Annotated in this window: 16 protein-coding genes and 1 riboswitch; of the genes, 11 read left to right on the top strand and 5 right to left on the bottom strand. The window is 40.3% G+C overall.

Annotation, left to right across the window (positions count from 1 at the left end; all coding sequences use genetic code 11):
* Positions 1-170: 170 nt before the first annotated feature.
* Positions 171-995 (bottom strand): YihY/virulence factor BrkB family protein, encoded by an 825-nt coding sequence (locus tag KH400_RS13095; RefSeq protein ID WP_312889172.1) that lies wholly within the window; start codon positions 993-995, stop codon positions 171-173.
* A 932-nt stretch (positions 996-1,927) separates the two neighbouring features.
* On the opposite strand from KH400_RS13095, the gene KH400_RS13100 reads away from it, so the two are divergent.
* A complete protein-coding gene (locus KH400_RS13100) occupies positions 1,928-3,562 on the top strand; it encodes a long-chain-fatty-acid--CoA ligase (protein ID WP_217225195.1) in 1,635 nt (544 codons plus the stop codon).
* A 78-nt stretch (positions 3,563-3,640) separates the two neighbouring features.
* Here KH400_RS13100 and KH400_RS13105 read toward each other — a convergent pair whose 3' ends face one another.
* Entirely contained in the window at positions 3,641-4,444 is an 804-nt protein-coding gene (locus KH400_RS13105) for an alpha/beta fold hydrolase (RefSeq protein ID WP_217225197.1), read from the bottom strand.
* A 276-nt stretch (positions 4,445-4,720) separates the two neighbouring features.
* Between KH400_RS13105 and KH400_RS13110 the strand changes: the two genes are divergently transcribed.
* From KH400_RS13110 to KH400_RS13125, 4 genes are read left to right on the top strand one after another with little or no spacing between them, the layout of a single operon-like run.
* Complete coding sequence (locus tag KH400_RS13110; protein ID WP_217225199.1) at positions 4,721-5,158, top strand: hypothetical protein; 438 nt, start codon at positions 4,721-4,723, stop codon at positions 5,156-5,158.
* A gap of 21 nt (positions 5,159-5,179) precedes the next feature.
* The gene (locus KH400_RS13115; protein ID WP_217225201.1) at positions 5,180-5,776 is read left to right on the top strand and encodes a hypothetical protein; all 597 of its coding nucleotides are present in this window, start codon (positions 5,180-5,182) and stop codon (positions 5,774-5,776) included.
* A 47-nt stretch (positions 5,777-5,823) separates the two neighbouring features.
* Positions 5,824-6,405 (top strand): polyhydroxyalkanoate biosynthesis repressor PhaR, encoded by a 582-nt coding sequence (locus KH400_RS13120; RefSeq protein ID WP_217225203.1) that lies wholly within the window; start codon positions 5,824-5,826, stop codon positions 6,403-6,405.
* A 20-nt stretch (positions 6,406-6,425) separates the two neighbouring features.
* A complete protein-coding gene (locus KH400_RS13125; protein WP_217225205.1) occupies positions 6,426-7,493 on the top strand; it encodes an alpha/beta fold hydrolase in 1,068 nt (355 codons plus the stop codon).
* 62 nt (positions 7,494-7,555) lie between these two features.
* Here the strand turns inward: KH400_RS13125 and KH400_RS13130 are convergent, their stop codons facing one another.
* Entirely contained in the window at positions 7,556-8,341 is a 786-nt protein-coding gene (locus KH400_RS13130) for an alpha/beta fold hydrolase (RefSeq protein WP_217225207.1), read from the bottom strand.
* Positions 8,342-8,504: 163 nt separating this feature from the next.
* On the opposite strand from KH400_RS13130, the gene phaQ reads away from it, so the two are divergent.
* The 3 genes from phaQ (at position 8,505) to KH400_RS13145 (ending at position 10,566) form a co-directional block, all read left to right on the top strand.
* Positions 8,505-8,957 carry a poly-beta-hydroxybutyrate-responsive repressor gene (gene phaQ / locus KH400_RS13135; RefSeq protein WP_312889173.1) on the top strand — a complete coding sequence of 151 codons (453 nt, stop codon included), beginning with the start codon at positions 8,505-8,507 and terminating at the stop codon, positions 8,955-8,957.
* Positions 8,929-9,489, top strand: coding sequence for a polyhydroxyalkanoic acid inclusion protein PhaP (phaP, locus tag KH400_RS13140; protein WP_217225210.1), 561 nt, complete (start codon positions 8,929-8,931; stop codon positions 9,487-9,489). Before phaQ ends, phaP begins: the two co-directional genes overlap by 29 nt.
* A gap of 387 nt (positions 9,490-9,876) precedes the next feature.
* The gene (locus KH400_RS13145) at positions 9,877-10,566 is read left to right on the top strand and encodes a hypothetical protein (protein WP_217225212.1); all 690 of its coding nucleotides are present in this window, start codon (positions 9,877-9,879) and stop codon (positions 10,564-10,566) included.
* A 134-nt stretch (positions 10,567-10,700) separates the two neighbouring features.
* Here KH400_RS13145 and KH400_RS13150 read toward each other — a convergent pair whose 3' ends face one another.
* Together KH400_RS13150 and KH400_RS13155 are read right to left on the bottom strand one after the other, a co-directional pair.
* Positions 10,701-11,462, bottom strand: a complete 762-nt coding sequence (locus KH400_RS13150; RefSeq protein ID WP_217225214.1) for a YheC/YheD family protein — start codon at positions 11,460-11,462, stop codon at positions 10,701-10,703.
* 39 nt (positions 11,463-11,501) lie between these two features.
* The gene (locus KH400_RS13155) at positions 11,502-12,251 is read right to left on the bottom strand and encodes a YheC/YheD family protein (protein ID WP_217225217.1); all 750 of its coding nucleotides are present in this window, start codon (positions 12,249-12,251) and stop codon (positions 11,502-11,504) included.
* A 182-nt stretch (positions 12,252-12,433) separates the two neighbouring features.
* Here KH400_RS13155 and KH400_RS13160 point away from each other — a divergent pair, with 182 nt between their 5' ends.
* The 3 genes from KH400_RS13160 to KH400_RS13170 are packed head-to-tail and all read left to right on the top strand — an operon-like array spanning position 12,434 to position 18,656.
* Positions 12,434-13,588 (top strand): exonuclease SbcCD subunit D, encoded by a 1,155-nt coding sequence (locus tag KH400_RS13160; RefSeq protein WP_217225219.1) that lies wholly within the window; start codon positions 12,434-12,436, stop codon positions 13,586-13,588.
* Positions 13,585-16,677 (top strand): AAA family ATPase, encoded by a 3,093-nt coding sequence (locus tag KH400_RS13165; RefSeq protein WP_217225221.1) that lies wholly within the window; start codon positions 13,585-13,587, stop codon positions 16,675-16,677. The genes KH400_RS13160 and KH400_RS13165 overlap by 4 nt, the downstream gene beginning before the upstream one ends.
* Before the next feature lie 56 nt (positions 16,678-16,733).
* On the top strand, positions 16,734-18,656 hold the full coding sequence (locus tag KH400_RS13170; protein ID WP_217225223.1) for an ATP-dependent DNA helicase: 1,923 nt from the start codon (positions 16,734-16,736) through the stop codon (positions 18,654-18,656).
* Positions 18,657-19,341: 685 nt separating this feature from the next.
* Positions 19,342-19,441: riboswitch (purine riboswitch) on the top strand.
* The last annotated feature ends 3 nt before the right edge of the window (positions 19,442-19,444 follow it).

The following is a 19,444-nucleotide window of genomic DNA, read 5'->3' on the forward strand; positions in this document are numbered from 1 at the left end:
TAGAATATAGAGCTAAAGCCGCTTAGGTCATTTTTATTATTTCCACTGTCTACTTGACAGGGGGCAGTTCAAAAGGTAAACCAACCTTTTGTCTCAGCCTCTTTTATTATCGTTCGTTCAATCCCTATCATTGTATGCGAAGCTGGCCACTTCATTTGACACGAACCGATTTAAATGGATGATTGAGCGTCCGTTTCTCGAAGAATCGCGTTGATTTGCCCACCGATAATTAAGAGAGCTGCCGATAGATGGAACCACATCATCAACACGATCACCCCGCCAATACCACCATAGGTTGCCGTGAAATTTCCTAAATGATTGACGTAATAAGAAAAACCTAATGAACTCATTTGCCAACCTGTACTAGCAAACACCGCGCCAACAATAACTTCACGAAATGTTAATTTTTCGTTTGGACCGAGGATATATAAAAAGGTAAAAGCTACGGTTAAAATGATAAAGCTTAAAAACCAACGTAAATTATTCCAAAATTCAGCCGTTGTTTCTGGCAGTCCGAATGTTGTGGTGATCCATTGAATGATCAATTTCCCGAAAACAGGCAACAGCAAGGCAATTATAATAACAAAGATCATCGAAATCGTTAGTAAGATCGCTACGAACCTTGCTTGTAAAAATGGGCGACTTTCAGGCACATCATAGGCTCGGTTTAATGATCGAATCAGTGCTGAAATTGCATGTGATGCTGACCAAATCGTTAAAATAAATCCGAAAGAAAGCAAACCTGTTCTTCGTGAATCAAGGATCTCGGTAAGGTTTCGGCTAATCATCTCTACGGTAACATCAGGCACGTATTGATACAACATAGTAATGACGTCGTCAGATGAAATATGTAAAAAGCCAAGCAATGCAACGGCAAAGATGAGAAATGGAAAGATCGATAATAGAAAGTAATAGGCGCATTGAGCAGCCAAGTCTAACACATGGTCTTTAAAAAAACGTTGACTGAGCTGTTTAATAAATGAAATGATTATCACCCCTTTCAATCTTCAGGCTGATAGGCAAACAATGTCATTAGTGTATTGTTCACCCCTACCACTAGATTTCCTTTATTTTTCCCCTGATTTTAAAAAAATAAAACGACCACCAATCCCTGTATTATAACAAATGTCAGTATAATGGCCCATTCAATTCAAAACATCAGATGATAACTTTTTTGAAGCATATAAATAAAAAAAATGTTTTGTAACACATGAATAAATGTGTTGATTATTATATAACAGAACGTTATAATGAATGTAATTAAATATTCAAACAATTATTTACAAAGAAAGGATGGTCGTTATGTCAAACACAAACGAAAGAAACCCACAGCAATTCGAGGTAGTTGAAGAAGAAGAAACGATTTTAGACATGATTAATGACTATTATAGTCTTTGTAAATAACATAGTTGATATGTCCATGACTGGATGTACCTAGTTGTAACAGAACCATTACCTGAATCCATTTGCGTGTACGAGAACGAATTTGCCAAATCTCATTTGAACCCTTTCTCTTTTAAGAGAAAGGGTCTTTTTCAGCGCCTTTTATGTTATGTGCGAAGCCATTACACTTCCTAAATTGGCCTGCCTTTTACCTTCCGTACCAGTCTCATTAACTTGTTTTGTACCGATCCCGTTTTATGATGGAGGAGTAACTTTGACACTATTCAGCCCAGTATAGTGGAAATGTAGTCAAAATCGGTCACTTTTTGTCTGCCAAGGGATGAATTTGACGATAATTTACCCTCTATTCCGAATTGACTGAAAACAATAATTTCCTTTATGATAAAAGTATCAACATACTAATTGGTATGTTGGAGTTTCATCGAAGAACCATAACGGTTGGAAGCGTTGCGACTGTTACATAATTCAGCAAAATGTCGTTCGTGATGTTGTCAATTAACTAGAATAGGGGGCTTTCATACACATGGGATATCATGAAAAACCATGGCTATCATTATATGGTGAACACGTGTCAGAACATTCGCAAGTAAAAGAGATGTCTTTGGCGGATCTCTTAAAGTGGTCAGTCGAAACATATGGTGATCAACCTGCGCTCAGCTTTTATGAACAAAAATGGTCGTTTAAAGAGGTTAGTGAGACCGTGCAAACACTAACAAATGTCCTACATTCGATCGGATTTACAAAAGGTGATCGTTTGGCAATTATGTTACCGAATACTCCTCATTATGTGTTTACACTATTTGCGGTTGCACAAGCTGGAGGAGTGAATGTCCAAGTAAATCCGATGTATGTTGAACGAGAAGTAGAACATGTACTGAATGATTCAGGTGCAACGCATATGATTGTATTAGATCGTCTTTATCCATTAGTAAAAAAAGTACAAGCCCAAACGTCGCTTGAGAAGATCATTGTCGTACAATTAGAGGAGCAACAAGTTGACCTTGAAGAGGGTGACCTTTGGTTTGATGAGGTAAAAAGCATGGACGTCCCACAAGCACCGGATGTGTCATGCAAGCCAGACGAGGATATTGCTCTTCTTCAATATACCGGTGGGACTACAGGCGTTTCAAAAGGGGTCATGCTTACGCATAAAAATTTAATGGCAAATGCGGAACAAATTTATGATTTTATGTTTCGGCCTGTTGACGTTCCAGATGCGCCAAAAATTATGAGTATCCTCCCTATGTTTCATATTTATGGGCTAACATGTAATGTGTTTCTAGGCTTTCGGGCGGGGTGTAATCAAATCATTTTACCTCGGTTTGAGTTAGAAGAGGTTGTACAAACGGTAAAAAGAGAAAAGCCGTTCCAATTTTCTGCTGTCCCTACGATGTACATTGCATTAAACAGTCATCCTAACCTTGAAGAATATGGGTTTGATCAAGTCGACTACTATAACAGTGGTGGTGCTGCCATGCCTGTGGAACAATTGCACTTGTTTGAAAAAAGAACAGGGTGTAACCTTTGTGAAGGTTATGGGCTCTCAGAAGCTTCGCCAACGACCCATTTCAACCCACCATTTAGAAAACGTAGAGTAGGAAGTATTGGCATACCATTACCAAGTTTGGATGCTAAGGTGTTTCAAGAGACAGATCATGGTTTTGTAGAAGCACCAATCGGTGAGGTTGGTGAGCTAGCTGTCAAAGGACCACAAGTGATGAAAGGGTATTGGAAAAGGCCTGCCGAGACAGATAAAGTGCTTAAGGATGGTTGGCTTTTTACTGGAGATATGGCTCGCATGGATGAAGACGGCTATTTCTATATTGTTGATCGGAAGAAGGATATGATTATTGCAAGTGGATATAATGTCTATCCTAGAGAAATTGAGGAGGTCCTTTACCAACACCCTGCAGTGCAAGAGGTCATTGTGGTCGGTGTTCCAGATGCGTATCGAGGCGAGACCGTTAAAGCTTTTATTGCTTTAAAGGATCAAGAAATAGTAACTGAAGCTGAAATTATCTCATATTCTAGTAAATTTTTGGCCGCATACAAAGTGCCGAAATTTGTTGAGTTTCGTGAAGAGTTGCCAAAGTCTGCCGTCGGCAAATTGTTGCGAAGAAGTTTGCGTGATGAAGAATTAAAGCGAATTGAAAATTAAGACTAGTCACACCAAAAGTAAGAAGAGACGTTCTTAAACGATCTTCGTTTTGAACGTCTTTTCTTCTATCAATTTCATTTAAAGTGATTTGAGGAATGAGAGGACCGATTGATGCACTTGTTCTGGTGCTTCGCTACTATACATATGCCCCGCTCCCTCGATCGTTAGTAGTTCAGCCTGGTTTATTTCAGTTGCTAATCGTTTGCCGTTGTCGTAAGGAACTAGAGTATCCTCATTACCGTGGATAACCAGTGTCGGTACCTTGATATTAGAAAGGTGTTCATACGTATCATGGGCAAGACAGGCTTCCAATTGGCGCATATAGGCATAGGCAGGTGTTGGGGTTTCAATCTTCCTGTTGATATCAGCGGCAACTTCAGAGCGATGTTGTTCAAGGAATTCAGGTGAATATAGAATAGGTGCAGCCGCCCAGGCGATCTCCTCAGGTGTTCCATCCATATTCGCTCGTTGCATCATCTGCATGGAGACTTCCGGAGCGGGCTGAACATGAACAGAACCACCAGGCGTTGTACATCCTAAAATCAACGACCGCACGCGTTCGGGATAATCAATGGCTATGCGTTGGGCGATCATTCCCCCCATTGATATGCCGTAAATATGTGCAGCATTAACCCCAGCGTCATCTAGTACAGCTCGTGCGTCAGCTGCCATTTGTTTAATCGAATATGGTGATGACGGTTTGCTGCTTTGGCCTGTGCCTCTGTTATCAAAAGCGATGACTTGATAATGCTTTGAAAATTCAGGGATACTTCGATACCAGGACAATGAATTCAATGAAAGTCCCATGATTAATAACAATGGTTCGCCTTCACCGTAAATCTCATAATAGATGTCCTCTGACTGTGATTTTGCAATCGGCATGATCGTGAACCTCCTTAATCAATAGAAGTGAATATAGTCGTGACCTGAAACGTGGTTGTATACACTTCAACTATATACTTGTTCAAATGAAAAAAGAACATAGTACGAAAAATGTAAGAAAACAGATTCAAAAAATTTCTATTTTTGTCACAGAGCCACTATTATTGTCGATTTTAGAAAATTTAGCCAATTCACAATTGACCTTACAATTATTTTGGGATAAGATAATTTTGCATACAAAGTAGTTCAGGTTAGGTTGGTGTGCTGGAGGATCGGATGAGCAACGTCGAGCATGAAATTAATCGTTATAAACAACTAGAAAGCGACCTCAACGAAAAGGTCAAAGAAAGTATGAGTAATCCCTTTTTTATTCAATCGATGAGCGATCAATTCGACGTCCACCTCAACCTTGTCAGGACATGTAGACAATCTACGGAAGCAGTTCTCAAGCAGCTCGGATTGGCGACGAAGAAAGATATATGTGTGCTTACAAAAGCTTACATCAGACTAGAGGCTCGCGTTGATTTGCTTGATGACACGTTGTATACGGTCAATCAGACGATGAACGAAGTTGTCAAGAATTGTGAGAATTTAACGCAATCGATCCAATCAAGCTATGAACAATTAAAGTCGGTGTCATGTAAACGAGAAATGAACCAACGTCATGTACAGCAGTTGCAGCTAGAATTAAAACAATTGCAAAAGATAGACTGAAAGAGGGAAGGGAGTTTAGGTATGACAGATCACAATAATAAACAACAAAATGAACAAGATCAGACGTCTACAAAGGTAGAGAGTAACAGTATTGAAATGATTTGGGAGCAATGGATAGGTGAAGTTGATGCTTGGAATAATCGTGCCGAAAAGAGAGAAACAGCATTGCTAGACATGGCACAAGACGTTTCAGAACAGATGAAGCGTAATCGAGAAAATATGAAAGAGTTAGCTGAACAGTTTTTCAAAGAGCAGCGCGAATGGGAGCGACTCGCACGTGAAGAGCTACAAGCATCAACAACGATGATTCAATACTTTTTCCCATTCCAATCCTATGAGGAGATCAATCGATCGATTGCCAACTTCCAACAAAAAGCTGAGACTGCTATGAACCGACCAGCTCAGGTGACGCAAGGGATTGACAATGAAAAATTTTTAAACTTGATTGAAGACTATATTGCCTATAGAAGACAAAACCGGATTCAGTTTGTCAAGAATCTTAAAGAAGTGAGTAAGGTGATTCAAGAAAGCCAGCAAAGTGTTGTTTCAATGTTTGAAAAACAAGTGAAATCAATTTTCTTTCCATTTCAAAAATACCTAGAGCACTCAGGTAAATAAAGATACCACCTATTTTGATTCGATACATAAAACGAGGAGGAAAGTAGATGTCAAGCTATGATTCTTATGAACCGTTTGATCTGTTCAAAAAAGTAAGTCATCAGTGGGAAAAGCAAATGAATGATATGATCCATTTATGGACGAACAATAACGAGTTTGTTCGCTATTCACGGATGACCTCAGATTCACAAGCACGTTATTTAGATCTGTTTAAAAAGAATCAAGAAATGGTTTTAAATCAGTTAAACTTACCATCAAAACGGGACATATCTAATGTCTCGAAAATGATTGTTCAGACGGAAGAGAAGCTCGATACATTAGAAGAACAAGTTTGGAGTGTTTCTGACTCTGTCTCTGATACACAAACAGAAGTAGAAGAAGTAATCAAAGTTTCTAAAGAGGTCATCAAAGTAACGAAGCAAATAAAAACAGAGTTAACAAAAACAAAAAAACAATTAGCAGAAACAACAGCCATGCAAACAGAGATCCAAGAATTAAAGGCAGAGCTAGCTGAGATGAGGCAAGTGAATGAAGATGTTCAATCGATTAAGAAATTATTAACAGATACGAACAATTTGAATGAAGACACAGCAGTTAATGGCTTGGTTGGAACGAGCGCGTCGAGTTGAAATGAAATGGAGGAACGTTTGTGACGAAAACAGCATCAATAATTCCGACAATAGATATCGAAAAAGAGTGGAAACGCTGGAATCGTTTTTTTAACATTCTGAATGAACCTGAACCAAATGTAGGTCAAACCCCGAAACAGGCGATCTGGAAAAAGAATAAATCTACACTATGGTATTATCCAGCGACAGAAAAAAAGGTTGAAGAGCCACTTTTTATCGTCTATTCATTGTTTAATAAACCGTTTATCTTGGACTTAACGCCTGAAACGAGCATTATTAAGGGACTAGTTGATCGTGGCTATGATGTCTATCTTCTAGATTGGGGTGAGCCCTCGTTAGAGGATAAAGACCTCTCACTAGAAGATTATATCGTCGATTATTTGCAAAACGCGGTCAAACGTGCGTTACGGCATTCAGGCGCACAGGAAATCTCAATGATGGGATATTGCTTAGGGGGAACGATTGCGGCGATGTATGCAGCGATTGCCGATGAGCCGATTAAGAATTTAATGGTTGCGGCGGTACCGATTGATTTTAGTGTCACTGCTGGGCCGGACACTTGGATGCAAGCGTTGAAGGATGGGAGGTTAAGTACAGATCGATTGATCGATGTGTATGAGATGGTTCCGCCTCAACTTGTTGATGCAATGTTCCGATCAGTCAGTGCGCCGATCTACTTCAGCCCTTATGTGACCTTATTTCATCGTGCTTATGATGAACGTTTTGTTGACAAATGGCGACGGTTGAATAAATGGACACGAGAGCATGTGCCGTTTACGGGGGCTGCTTTTAGACAGCTAGCCAATGATTTAATGAAAGAAAATAAACTTGTTAACGGTGAGTTTGTTGTTCGTGGAAAAAAAGTAGATTTAGCAAACATAACGACGAACCTTCTCGTTGTTAGCTCCGCAAATGATCATCTTATCCCGGAAGAACAAAGTCTACCATTTATCGATCTCGTTTCGAGTGAGGACAAAACGTACAAGTTAGTGGATGCGGGTCACGTATCATTAGCGCTAACTGGAAAGTTTGCAGCTCTACTTGACGATTGGCTCTCAGAGCGATCGCAACCCCTTCAACTGGTATAAATGAAGAGAAAGTGAATAACCTTATAGTAGTCCCAGGCCGTGTTGGGCTCTGGGACTACGATTTAAGAGGAGATGGGTAGCTGTTGTTTGGTAATAAAGCGACGAACGGCTTCATTAAACTCTTTTGTTTTTTCTAGTTTCGCAATATGACCAGCGTCTTTGAAAATGATCAGCTCAGATTTTGGGATGAGCTTGTGCATATGAATCTGGACCCAAGCGGGAACGAGTGTATCGTATTGACACCCAATCACAAGTGTAGGGACATCGACTTCTTTTAATAACGATCGATTATCGACGGTTAGGCAGGCTTTCAAAGATTTTAAATAGCCTTCTGGGTTTGGGTTGTAAAAGGTAAAGAAGCGATCTACAACCTCTTTTTTCCATGAATAGAGACACGTTTTAGCGGCGAATTCTTTTTGCTGTTGTGCAGAAAAGTGCTTTGCCCGCTGTTTTTTGTAGGCATAAAACCACCTGCCAAAAAGCGTTGGAGCATAGTGGAAGGTGCTAACAAGAATCAGCGCTCGACAACGGTGAGGGGCTTGCCGGTATAATTCTTGAGCAACAACACCGCCCATCGAAAGCCCACAAATGGTAGCGCTTTCAATGTTGAGGTGATCAAGTAGTGCTAAAATGTCAGCCGCGAAATTCTCTATTGAAATCCCATCTAACGTTGTTGATCTCCCATGTCCGCGAAGCTCGGGGATGATCAGGTCAAATTGATCGGCTAAGCAATGCTGTTCTTGCCATCCCTCTTTGATTTCACCAAGTCCGTGAATCAACACAAGTGGTTCGCCTGATCCTAGGCGATCATAGTGCAGAGTGACTTGATCAACATTTGTTTCATACATCTTTAGCCCTCCTTTTTATGCTATTTTGCTTTTATATCCAAATCGACTTCCATCTAAACATCAATTAAGCGAGTGCTATTAAATATATATGCACCATTGACTTGATATGCCACATAGGTGTAAAATACACATATAGAAAAAATAATAATTTGAGGTGTTCGAGGTGGCAGCAGACAAGAAAAAGGACTCAATTAGCCCGCCAAAAAATTTTCTACTACCGTTTATCTTATTGTTATTGAGCAAAATGTCTCTTCATGGTTATGATTTAATTCAACGATTGACAACATTTGGTTTCCATTCATTAGACCAAGGAAATATTTACAGAATGTTACGGAAGATGGAGAAAGAGGAACTTGTTTGTTCAGAATGGGACACGACAGGACCAGGCCCTGCCAAACGATTGTATTCCATCACCGAAGCAGGGCACACGTATTTAACAAGCTATGCAAGCCAGCTAGAACAATATCAATCGATGCTGGACCAATTCTTTACGATGTACACAAGTATGCTTGAGCTCTACATACCTCCGCTTCGCAACAAGGAGGATAAGATAGAGGAATCTAATGAAGATCTGAGGAGGAATCACGATGGCACAGAAAAAGAAGAAGACCGATGACATTCAGGAAGTGACGTATGTAAGCGACTCATTTGTAACGGCGTTTTGGGACAATTATCAATCCGCCCTTGAGAGAGCGCGAAAGCAGATCGACAGTCAAGAAAAAGCCTATGTTCGCTCATTAAAAGAGACTGTGAAATTTTCTCAAGAATATCGTCAGACGTGGAGAGACCTGTATAAAAAGTCTATAGATACAAATCGTGATCGAGTCAAGCAACTCATGAACAATGTAACGACAACCAATGATGATCATCAGGAGTTGTTTTCATCCCGTGCAACGAACGTGACTGAGAAGGTCGAACAGATCACGGTCACACCGTTACGAGCGACGTTTGATTTTATTGACCGAGCCCAAGAGCAGCTTGCAGATAATAATGAAGAGTATGTACAGTTTTTAAGCGATCGACGCAAATCGTGGGAGCCTGTCACAGATGAAGTTGTCAGCCTCGCTAGACGTAATCATCAACAGTTCGCACGAAACGTAGAAGATCGTTTTCGCCCTCTCGCAACGATGAGTGAACAAAAAGCGTAAGTCCTTTGTTGGCATAGATAACCTAGAACACAGATAAAGAACTGCACCTTAATGGTACGAGCGAATCATTAATGGTGCAGTTTTTCTGTGTTCTCTCGTATGCCGTCATGTGTAGGTTTAAAGTGTAGGACACATGGGACGATGTTGCCTAATATACCTTTAGCATTGAAAGGATTTTTTGTTAACGTGCATTTATCATTATAATCAGTTAAATTCGCGCTTGTGATTAGATTGAGATAAATATTTTTAAAAATACTTTTGAATTCTCTATTTTATTTGCGATTGTTGTATGTTAAACTCTCTTTGGATTAGAAAATTCAAGAAAAAAGTCATTAATTTTGCAGCCAAGTATGGATGAAAAAATACAGTTGGAAGGGGGATTATATCATGTTTGGTGCACTAAAAAAGAAATTTGAGGAGAAGAGACAGAGTTTATCACAAGAAACGCAACAACGAATTCAGGAATTTGCTGAACGTCAACGAGAGGAAGCGTTAGCCATTGCAAAGAGGGAAGAGGAAGAAAGTAGGACGATTATTGCAGACGTGGATAAATATTTGTCTACCACTCACCTGTCTTTTTTATTAAAGCCTGAGATTTCTAAAGCGGTGCTAAATATGTTATATGCTCGTTCCGAAGGTAGAAAAAGTCCAATTCTTCAAATGACTAAAGAGATGCGAAAAGCTCATATGTTTTATCATAAGGAGTTAAGTATATTCATCCGTATCCTCGAGAAAAAGGGTGTTACGTTAAAAGGAAATGAAGAGCGTTTTTTTACAATCTTTATGAATAAATTAAGTGAAAATAACTTCAACGCTTGCTATGATCGCTATGGTGATTTTATACGCAAGGGTGCTAGTCTTGAAGAGGCGATTGCGCATTACCTTGAAGTCGTTGAAGAGGAGTTTAAGTTCGAGAGTGGAAGACTTGACTTCTTTGCTAAATATTTAATTGAAAAGAATATTGTTTCATCTAGCTTTAACAAGTCGAAGCTTAAAAAGAAAATAAAAGCGTTCGAGAAGTCCAATGAAGAAGAATATAAAGTAAAAGAAATGGAAAAGCGATTAGAGCAAATGTAATCTTAGTGATGATAAGGTTTTGTTTGACGTGAGGCATGAAAATAAAGGCTTGGTAGGTATATATACCAAGCTTTTTTAATTTTTCTTATAACGGTTTTAACCTTGATGGTTGGATTTTGATTGATCGTGAAAGGTCACGGTTTTGCTTTTCTTCGTAATGCACGAATGCGCCTATAGAGGCTTTTGTCCTTTAATTGTTTGAAATTACCTCGTATTAGTGGTTCAATATTGACTTCATAAACCCAAATGTCCTTTTTATCATCTAGCCCGATATCTACAGCAAATTCATAATTACATGGATACATTGGGCTGATCGTTTTGACTACATGTAACACACAAGCATGCAAACGATCGATGATTTCAGTTTGCTCTTCTCTAGTAAAGGATAAATGCAAAGAAAACAAGTCTTCGATAAGAGTTGGTGTTCCCCCGTTATGAGAGGTTGTAACGATTTCTTTTACAGGACCAATGCGAGCGCATATCCCGCCTATCAACCAATCTCCGTTTACTCGTAGGGCATGACAGCGTAAATCAAAGGGTCGACCGCTTTCCGTATAGCTGTTAATCCCTTGCTGAATGACATATCTTTTGTTTTTTGTTCTTTTTTTAAGTGCTGTCCAGAGATTGTTTTTGCTTGTAAAGTTCTTGATGTTCGTACTCCAGCTTTCTCGTAATTGAAAGTGGTCATTCGCCAAACGTTTTATTTTAAGGATGCCTTGAGATTTTCTCCCACTATCTGGCTTGACAAACACGGATGAATGTTTTTCAATCATTTGTTCAAAGGTTGCTCTGTAAAGTAGTTCAGTATCTGGGATGTATGATGCAGTATGACTTGAGTTTTCAAGAACATAGGCAACAGCTAATTTACTTTTCACTTGATGACGTTTTATTGACATCTAATCACCTTCTCTTAGACACTTGAATGATGTGCCTTATCATTGGTTGCGTAAAAATTCATTTGCCACTAGAAATTTATGATATGATTGTTCATCATTATATTTTTTCATGCCGATACAATCTGGTTTGGTGTTTGCTTCAATGAACCACAATTTACCGTTCTTATCAATAGCCATATCTAATCCAAGAATTCGAAATGGAAAATGATTCCCTAGCATTGTAGCTATTTGGTGAGAGAGGTCAACTAGTTCTCGATACACGGGCAAAGGATCAATGTCTTGATCGATGTCTGCTAATGTTGTTTCTAACGGTAATTCTAAAGAACGGTTTTTGGCATACGTGACAACAGAATCTTTATGGTCTCCTATCTTTGCACAAGTGATTGAAAGTTGCCATCGATCGAGTGGTTTTTGCATGACAAGCCGAATGTCAAAGGGGCGGTGGTTGTAAGTGGCAAGATCAATTCCATTTTGGATTAAATACTGTTTTTCGTAGGAAAGTTTTTTCCTGATTTCTTGATAGATTTGCTTCTGGTCAACAATCTTGCTGAAATTTTTGCCATTTGAAATTTCCCATTTGTTATTAGAAACAGCTTTTATCCGAAAAATACCTAGCCCTTGCCTTCCTTTATCAGGTTTGATATAAATACTAGAATACTTTTTTAGCATTATTTTTAAATGGTTTCTAGTAAACCATTTTGTTGTTGGTATGTGCTCACAAATGATTGGATCGTTCATGAGTACTTTCGTCTTATCCATTTTACTTCTAATGACTTTATGTTTAGACATCACAGACCACTCCTTATGTTCTTATTTATGTTAAGAGTGGATTTCTTGTATGTGCGAATGTCTAGGTACAGGTTATGTTTTAATGGAAAGGTCATGAATTCATTGGCTCTATCATTTACAATAAGAGAGTATAAAAAAGACAATATCCTAGTCGAAAGTAAGTTTGGAAAGGGTGAATCGAGTTGAAATTATTCCATACCGCTGATTGGCACTTAGGAAAGCTGATCCAAGGTGTTTATATGACAGAGGATCAACGTTACGTTTTAACCCAATTTATCGATGCCATTAAAGAGGAGAAACCTGACGCAGTCATCGTTGCGGGTGACTTATATGACAGAGCAATTCCGCCGACAGAGGCTGTGAATCTATTAGATGAACTGTTTGAGGAGATTGTCACGAATTTAAATACCCCGGTACTTGCGATTGCAGGTAACCATGATGGACCAGATCGAATTGATTTTGGAAATTCATTTATGAAAAGTAACGGGCTTCACCTTGTTGGACAACTTCGCACATCACTTCCCCCAGTTAAGTTGCGTGATCAATATGGAGAAGTACATTTTCACCTCGTGCCATATGCTGAGCCTGGAATGGTCCGTCATGTATTTGCGGATGACAGTATTCGCACCCATGATGATGCGATGAGAGTGATCACAACGAAGATTACAGAAGCGCTTGATCACCAGGCGCGACATGTTTTTGTTGGTCATGCATTTGTAACGGCTAAAGGGGAACAAGCAGAGAATACGAGTGACTCTGAGCGACCGCTTACGATCGGTGGGGCGGAGCATGTTCCATCGAGTTATTTTGAGGCGTTCCATTATACGGCCCTTGGCCATCTTCATCAAGCGCATAACGTGTCTTCAAATCAAATTCGTTATGCAGGGTCTCCGTTAAAGTACTCAGTTTCAGAGGAAAACCACAAGAAAGGCTTTTATGTTGTCGAGTTGGATGAATTCGGTGAGGTGACGGTTGAAAAGCGCTTATTAAAACCGCGCCGTGATATGTATACCGTAGAGGCTTATATCGATGAATTAGAGACCCATGAGATGAATGATGATTACGTTTTTGTACGATTACTTGATGAAAATCCTGTTCTTTATCCGATGGAGAAGGTTCGTTCTGTTTATCCGAATGCGATGCATGTGGAGCGAAAAATCATCCGTCAGCATAGTGAACAATCGAACATGGACGTGAATCGTGAGCAGATGGACGAGCTTTCCTTGTTCCGTTCATTTTATAAAGAAGTCAAAGGTGCCGAATTGACAGAAGAAAAAGAGGCGCGTTTTGCGGATCTTTTAGATGAAGTCTTTAAAAAAGAGAGGGAACGACTATGAAACCAGTAAAGTTAACCTTGATTGCGTTTGGCCCTTATCGTAATAGGGAAGTCATTGATTTCCGTGACCTACAAGAGCAAAGTTTATTTGTGATCTCAGGGAATACGGGTGCTGGGAAAACAACGATTTTTGATGGCATTTGCTTTGCCTTGTACGGTGTGGCTAATGGGGAAGAACGAAATGATTCTAAACTGTTGCGTAGTCATTTTGCAAATGATGATGACCATACGGCAGTTGAGTTTGACTTTGAACTTCGTGGTAAAACGTATCGTGTTTTTCGACAATTGCCTCACGTCAAGAAAAATAATAAAACAGCGACCGGTGGGAAAATCGAGCTCTATGAAACGACGGATGGCCAGTTGACTCCATGTGTGGAACGTTTCGCTGTGACAGACGTAAATCGAAAATTGGAGCAGCTTATTGGTTTAACGAAGGAACAATTCACACAAATTGTGATGCTTCCACAAGGGGAGTTTCGTAAATTACTCACATCAGAAACGGCAAATAAAGAAGAAATTCTTCGGCGGATTTTTAAAACCGAGTCCTTGAAGTTTTTGCGCGACTTACTAGATGAGAAGACAAAAGAAATTAAGAATAAAGCGGACAAGAAATTGGCTGAAAAGCAAACGTATATGAGTGCGATTACTGAAACGCTTCCTACGCGCGAAGAAGCGAGTTTATTTGAAGTGCTCTCTCTTGAACATCCAAATACCGCTCAGCTTGTCGAAGGATTGAAAGCTGAAGCTCACTATTATGAACAGCAAGCAGTACGTTATCGGGCGGTGTTAAAGCAAGAACAAGAGCAGTATCAGAAGAAACTTGCTGCCTTCCATCAAGCAGAAGCCTTAAATGAACGGTTTTCTTTGCTCGAAAATAAGCAGAAAGAAATCGCTGTTCTTCACGAAAAGCAAGTAGACATGAAACAAGTCGAACAAAAGCTTGCTCAGGCAGAAAAAGCAGAGGCGATTCGTTTTTATGAAGAGCAACATGAGTCGGTTACTAGAGAAAAAAGAGAAAAAGCAGGTTCGCTTGAACGTGCAACAGCCGTGTTCGAACAAGTAACGGATGTGTTTGAACGAGCAAAAGCTCGTTATGAGCAGGAAGAACAAAACGAAGAACGACGAAAAAAGGCAAATATTGAAGTGGACCGTCTTAACGAACTCCTGCCGATGTTTGAACAAATGGAGTCACAAAAGCAAGAGATTAATCAGTTAAAAAAAATGGAAGCTGAGCTTCTGAACAACTCCGAACAACTCAAAGCAGTCAGCAGTGAACTAGAGCAGAAAAAAACGGAGAAAACAGAGGAAATAAATCAAATTGAAACCGAAGTGTCAACATGGCAAATGACACATCAAGAGCTGACCACTGCCAACGAAACGGTTGAGACATTAGAGACAATCCTGAGGTTGCGAAAAGATGAAGGTCGCCTGCAAGCAGAAGAACAACGTCAAGGCGAACAGGTGAAAAAGGTAAAAGAAGATTATAAGGAGCTTGAAGATCAGTGGCTCGAAAATCAAGCAGCGGTACTTGCAGAACATTTGCATGCGGACGAGCCGTGCCCGGTTTGTGGTAGCGCAGAGCACCCTCACAAAGCCAATCGCACGCAGTCAGCTGTTACGAAGGAGCAAGTTGAGCAAAAACGTAACCACCTTCAAGAGCTAGAAGCAAGCTTAAACCAAGCCGTGATTGATTTACGCACTGTTCAATCACAGATCAAAGCGAATGAAACAAAGTTATCTCAAGCCGAAATCCCTTTATCAAACGTACAAACGACGTATGAAGAATGGGTGTTAAAGCAAGCTAATTTACAAGAGGAGCACGCGCGCCTAGAGCAACAGCAGCAACGACTGCAAGCAGTTAAAAAAGAACTTGAGCAGCTTGATCAACAGCTTACCCAACGCCTTGAAGTGAAAGCGGAGGTAGAAGATAAGTACCAGCAAACGAGCCGTGAGCTTGAGGTGAAACAAGCGCTGTTTGAAGCGGAACTCGCACGTATTCCAAATGAGATCGAGACGTTAACGATGCTAAAACAAAAGTTAGCGATAGAAACAGAGCGACAACAGCAGCTTGAACAAGCGTGGAAACAAGCCCAAAGCAATTTGCAAGAGGAAAGTGAACGTTATACGGTTGCCAAAAGTGATCTTGCGCATATAAGAACCGCTTTAAAAGAGCTTGAAGTGAAGGCTGAAGACACCGAACGTCGCTTTTTCGCTGAAGTGAGCCGTGCAGGTTTTTCGGATGTAGAGGAATACAAACGAGCGAAAATGGATGAGCCTTCGCGACTTGCTGCAAAAAAAGAACTTGATGACTTTAAAACGTCACTACAGACGCTGCAATCACAGATTGACGAGCTTACCAAGGAATTGTCCGGAAAGTCACGCGTTGATCTTGAGGCATTACAACAGGATGTTGCCCATATCTATGACGTATGTGAACGATTGCGAACTGAGCTTGAGCAACTTACGCGTTATCAGAATGAAGCCGTAAAATTAAAGGAGAAAATTGAGCAAGCTGACCAACAAGGAAAAGAAATTGAAGCCGAGTACCAGGTGATGACCGACTTGTTTGAAGTTGTTAAAGGGAATAATGAGATGAAACTATCGTTTGAGCGTTATTTGCAAATTGAATTTTTGGAGCGAATCATTGCAGCAGCAAACGAACGGTTACGAACCATTTCAAATGGGCAATTTTATTTAAAACGTCGTGATCAAGTCGAAAAAGGTGGTAAACAAAGTGGGCTCGGCTTGGATGTGTATGACGCGTATACCGGTCAAACGCGGGATGTAAAATCACTGTCTGGTGGGGAAAAATTTAATGCTTCACTCTGTCTAGCATTAGGGATGGCGGATGTCATTCAATCTTATCAAGGTGGTATCTCGATCGATACGATGTTTATTGATGAAGGATTCGGATCATTAGATGAAGAATCGTTATATAAAGCGATCCAAACCCTTGTTGATTTACAAAAGGCAGGGAGAATGATCGGTGTCATATCACACGTACAGGAATTAAAAAATACGATTCCTGCGGTACTAGAAGTTAAGAAATCAAAAGAAGGACATAGCAAAACGAGGTTTGTCGTCAGGTAGATGGTACGCCAAGGCAAGCTTTACGTGATACAACAGGTAGAAAAAGGAGAACATTCATGGCATATTCACTTCCATTTGCAATATCAAAGACAGATCATTTTTTTGATCGATTAGGCGATTATATTGGGGACGTTTTTTATGATATCCTCCCTGAACAAGGCTATGATTTACGGGATGAACAAATTTATATGGCCTTTCAAGTCGAACAAGCGTTTAAAAATAAGAGCACGATTTTTGCGGAAGCTGGTGTAGGGACAGGTAAGACGTTTGTCTACCTTCTTTATGCCATCTGTTATGCACGTTACACGGGGAAACCTGCCATCATTTCTTGTGCGGATGAAACATTAATTGAGCAGCTTGTTAAAGAAGAGGGAGATATAAAGAAGTTAGAAAAAGCATTAGGCTTTTCTGTTGATGTACGCTTAGCAAAAGCACGTGAACAATATGTTTGTGTCAAAAAGTTAGACCATGTCGTCCACCGCACAGATGACGATGACATGTTACGTGTCCATACAGAAATTCCAAGCTTCGTCTTTGATTCAAGCGTCTCGATGAATGCGTTTGAACGGTATGGTGATCGTAAGCAGTACCCGTGGGTAACGAATGAAAAATGGGGCGAAATGGCTTGGGATCCACTGCAGCAATGCTCGACATGTGATTGGCGCCACCGTTGTGGTCAAACGTTAAACCGCACCTATTACCGGGAAGCAGCCGATCTGATCATTTGTTCTCATGACTTTTATATGGAGCATGTCTGGACAAAAGAATCGAGAAAGCGTGAAGGGCAATTACCGTTATTACCTGAGCCAAGCTGTGTTGTCTTTGATGAAGGGCATTTGCTTGAGTTTGCAGCGCAAAAAGCATTAACGTACCGTTTTCACTCAGAAACATTAACAACAGTGCTCACTGGGTACATGAATCAAGATGTTCGAGAAGAATCGCTCGTTGCGATTGAAGATCTATTAGCCTTACATGATGAGTGGTTTGATCTGTTAAGTGAAACGGCGGTACTCGTTGAAGGCTCCAATCGTCGTGAAGTACCGCGATCGAAGCATATGCTCGGACTCGCATCGAAAATGGAACAAAAAGCGCAAGAACTGTTGGAACAGCTTGTGTTCGATTCCGAACTTCATGTGATTGAAGATTATCATGTCAAAATTATTGAAGAGTATTTAGAGTTTTTTGCTTACGGTCTTTCGATCTTATTAAAGGCAGATGAGGGAATCTTTTGGCTAGAAGAGACGGACACAGACCGGTCGTTTGTAATCATGCCACGTCTTGTTGAGGATATCTTGAAAAAAGAAGTGTTCTCAGAGCGTCTTCCGTTTGTCTTTTCATCGGCAACCTTATCAAAAGGGGGCGATTTTTCGTACATCGCAAAGAGCTTAGGGATTGAACAATTTACTTCATTTACCGTTGAATCGCCTTTTGATTATGAGGAGCAAATGGAGCTGAAGGGTCATATCGAAACGGATGAACAAACAAAGTGGGAGCAAATTGGTTTGGCGTTAGCAAATCATGGCGGTCGGTCTTTAGTGCTGTTTCGTTCGAATGAAGAGATGAATCGTTTTCGCGCGTGGGCAGATGAGCAACAATGGTCATTTACGATCGTTTATGAAGGGGATCGTGAAATTAGTGAAACCGTCATAACGTTCCAACAGCAAGAAACAACCGTTCTTTGTTCTTATCACCTCTGGGAAGGATTAGATGTACCAGGGGAATCGTTGACACAAGTGATCTTATCATCACTCCCATTTCCGCCACATGATCCTGTGTTCCAGGCAAAACGTAATCATGCAAGTGATCCGGAGTTCGAAGTCGATACCCCTTATATGCTTTTGCGACTCAGGCAGGGGATCGGTCGGTTAATTCGATCGAGTAGTGATCAAGGCATCGTCCATATGTGGATGACCGACGAACAACAAAAACATTTGAGTGAGATTGCAGAAGTGCTGCCTGTCAATGTCAAATGGGAGTAAGTATATAGATACGTGTGAAAGGGAAGCAGATGATGATGCTTCCCTTTTTTAGTGGTAGGCTCTGTTACCATTGAACATATCTTCCAACCTTTCAGTACCTAAAAGGCGTACGAAACTAAGGTTTCGCACGAAATGAGCCCAATATCAACGAGCATCAACACTAAACATTAACACAGCCTAGTGGTAAAGGGGCGGAGCGCGCGAACGAAGAGGGATAGCCAGAGAAGTACGCTTACTCATACCGCCTTAGGATTAAGTTTAAGGGTAAGCTCACTGGGGAAGAAGATGATGATTCGAGGGAGGGCAGGGGACGGAGCTACCTAGCATGAAGCGACAATGGTGGAAGGTCATGGTGGTAGTAAGCAATGTAGTAAGTCCGCTCTCACCTCCTTAGGGTTAAATTTTAGGGTAAAAGTTCACTGAGGAAAAGAAGAAGGTTCGAGGAAGTGAACAAAACAATAAAACACAAAAGATAACGAGACGGTGAGAGTGAATCATCCGCCTCGTTTTTTGTTATCTGCAATAATAGTAATCTGTTTATCGCAAAGATAACTCTACTCTTTGCGAGACAATGTTCGTGTTTAATGAATTGATTTAAACTTTGAAGCGGTTTCATCATAAAATAATATTAAAAACACGAATGTAACTATTGCCTTCCCCTAACTGTTACGTTACAATAAAACGTGTTGAACATATATTTGTTGTTCGTATATCCCTAATAATATGGTTTAGGGGTCTCTAGAAGGAACCGATAATTCCTAACTACGGACAGGTATATTTGTCCTGTC

The organism is Desertibacillus haloalkaliphilus, from assembly GCF_019039105.1.
Lineage (GTDB): Bacteria > Bacillota > Bacilli > Bacillales > KJ1-10-99 > Desertibacillus > Desertibacillus haloalkaliphilus.

Excerpts from the sequence above, each read along its gene's own strand:
- KH400_RS13100 (WP_217225195.1), top strand. The coding sequence starts at position 1,928 with ATGGGATATCATGAAAAACCATGGCTATCATTATATGGTGAACACGTG.
- KH400_RS13105 (WP_217225197.1), bottom strand. The coding sequence starts at position 4,444 with ATGCCGATTGCAAAATCACAGTCAGAGGACATCTATTATGAGATTTAC.
- KH400_RS13110 (WP_217225199.1), top strand. The coding sequence starts at position 4,721 with ATGAGCAACGTCGAGCATGAAATTAATCGTTATAAACAACTAGAAAGC.
- KH400_RS13115 (WP_217225201.1), top strand. The coding sequence starts at position 5,180 with ATGACAGATCACAATAATAAACAACAAAATGAACAAGATCAGACGTCT.
- KH400_RS13120 (WP_217225203.1), top strand. The coding sequence starts at position 5,824 with ATGTCAAGCTATGATTCTTATGAACCGTTTGATCTGTTCAAAAAAGTA.
- KH400_RS13130 (WP_217225207.1), bottom strand. The coding sequence starts at position 8,341 with ATGTATGAAACAAATGTTGATCAAGTCACTCTGCACTATGATCGCCTA.
- phaP (WP_217225210.1), top strand. The coding sequence starts at position 8,929 with ATGGCACAGAAAAAGAAGAAGACCGATGACATTCAGGAAGTGACGTAT.
- KH400_RS13145 (WP_217225212.1), top strand. The coding sequence starts at position 9,877 with ATGTTTGGTGCACTAAAAAAGAAATTTGAGGAGAAGAGACAGAGTTTA.
- KH400_RS13150 (WP_217225214.1), bottom strand. The coding sequence starts at position 11,462 with ATGTCAATAAAACGTCATCAAGTGAAAAGTAAATTAGCTGTTGCCTAT.
- KH400_RS13155 (WP_217225217.1), bottom strand. The coding sequence starts at position 12,251 with ATGTCTAAACATAAAGTCATTAGAAGTAAAATGGATAAGACGAAAGTA.
- KH400_RS13165 (WP_217225221.1), top strand. The coding sequence starts at position 13,585 with ATGAAACCAGTAAAGTTAACCTTGATTGCGTTTGGCCCTTATCGTAAT.
- KH400_RS13170 (WP_217225223.1), top strand. The coding sequence starts at position 16,734 with ATGGCATATTCACTTCCATTTGCAATATCAAAGACAGATCATTTTTTT.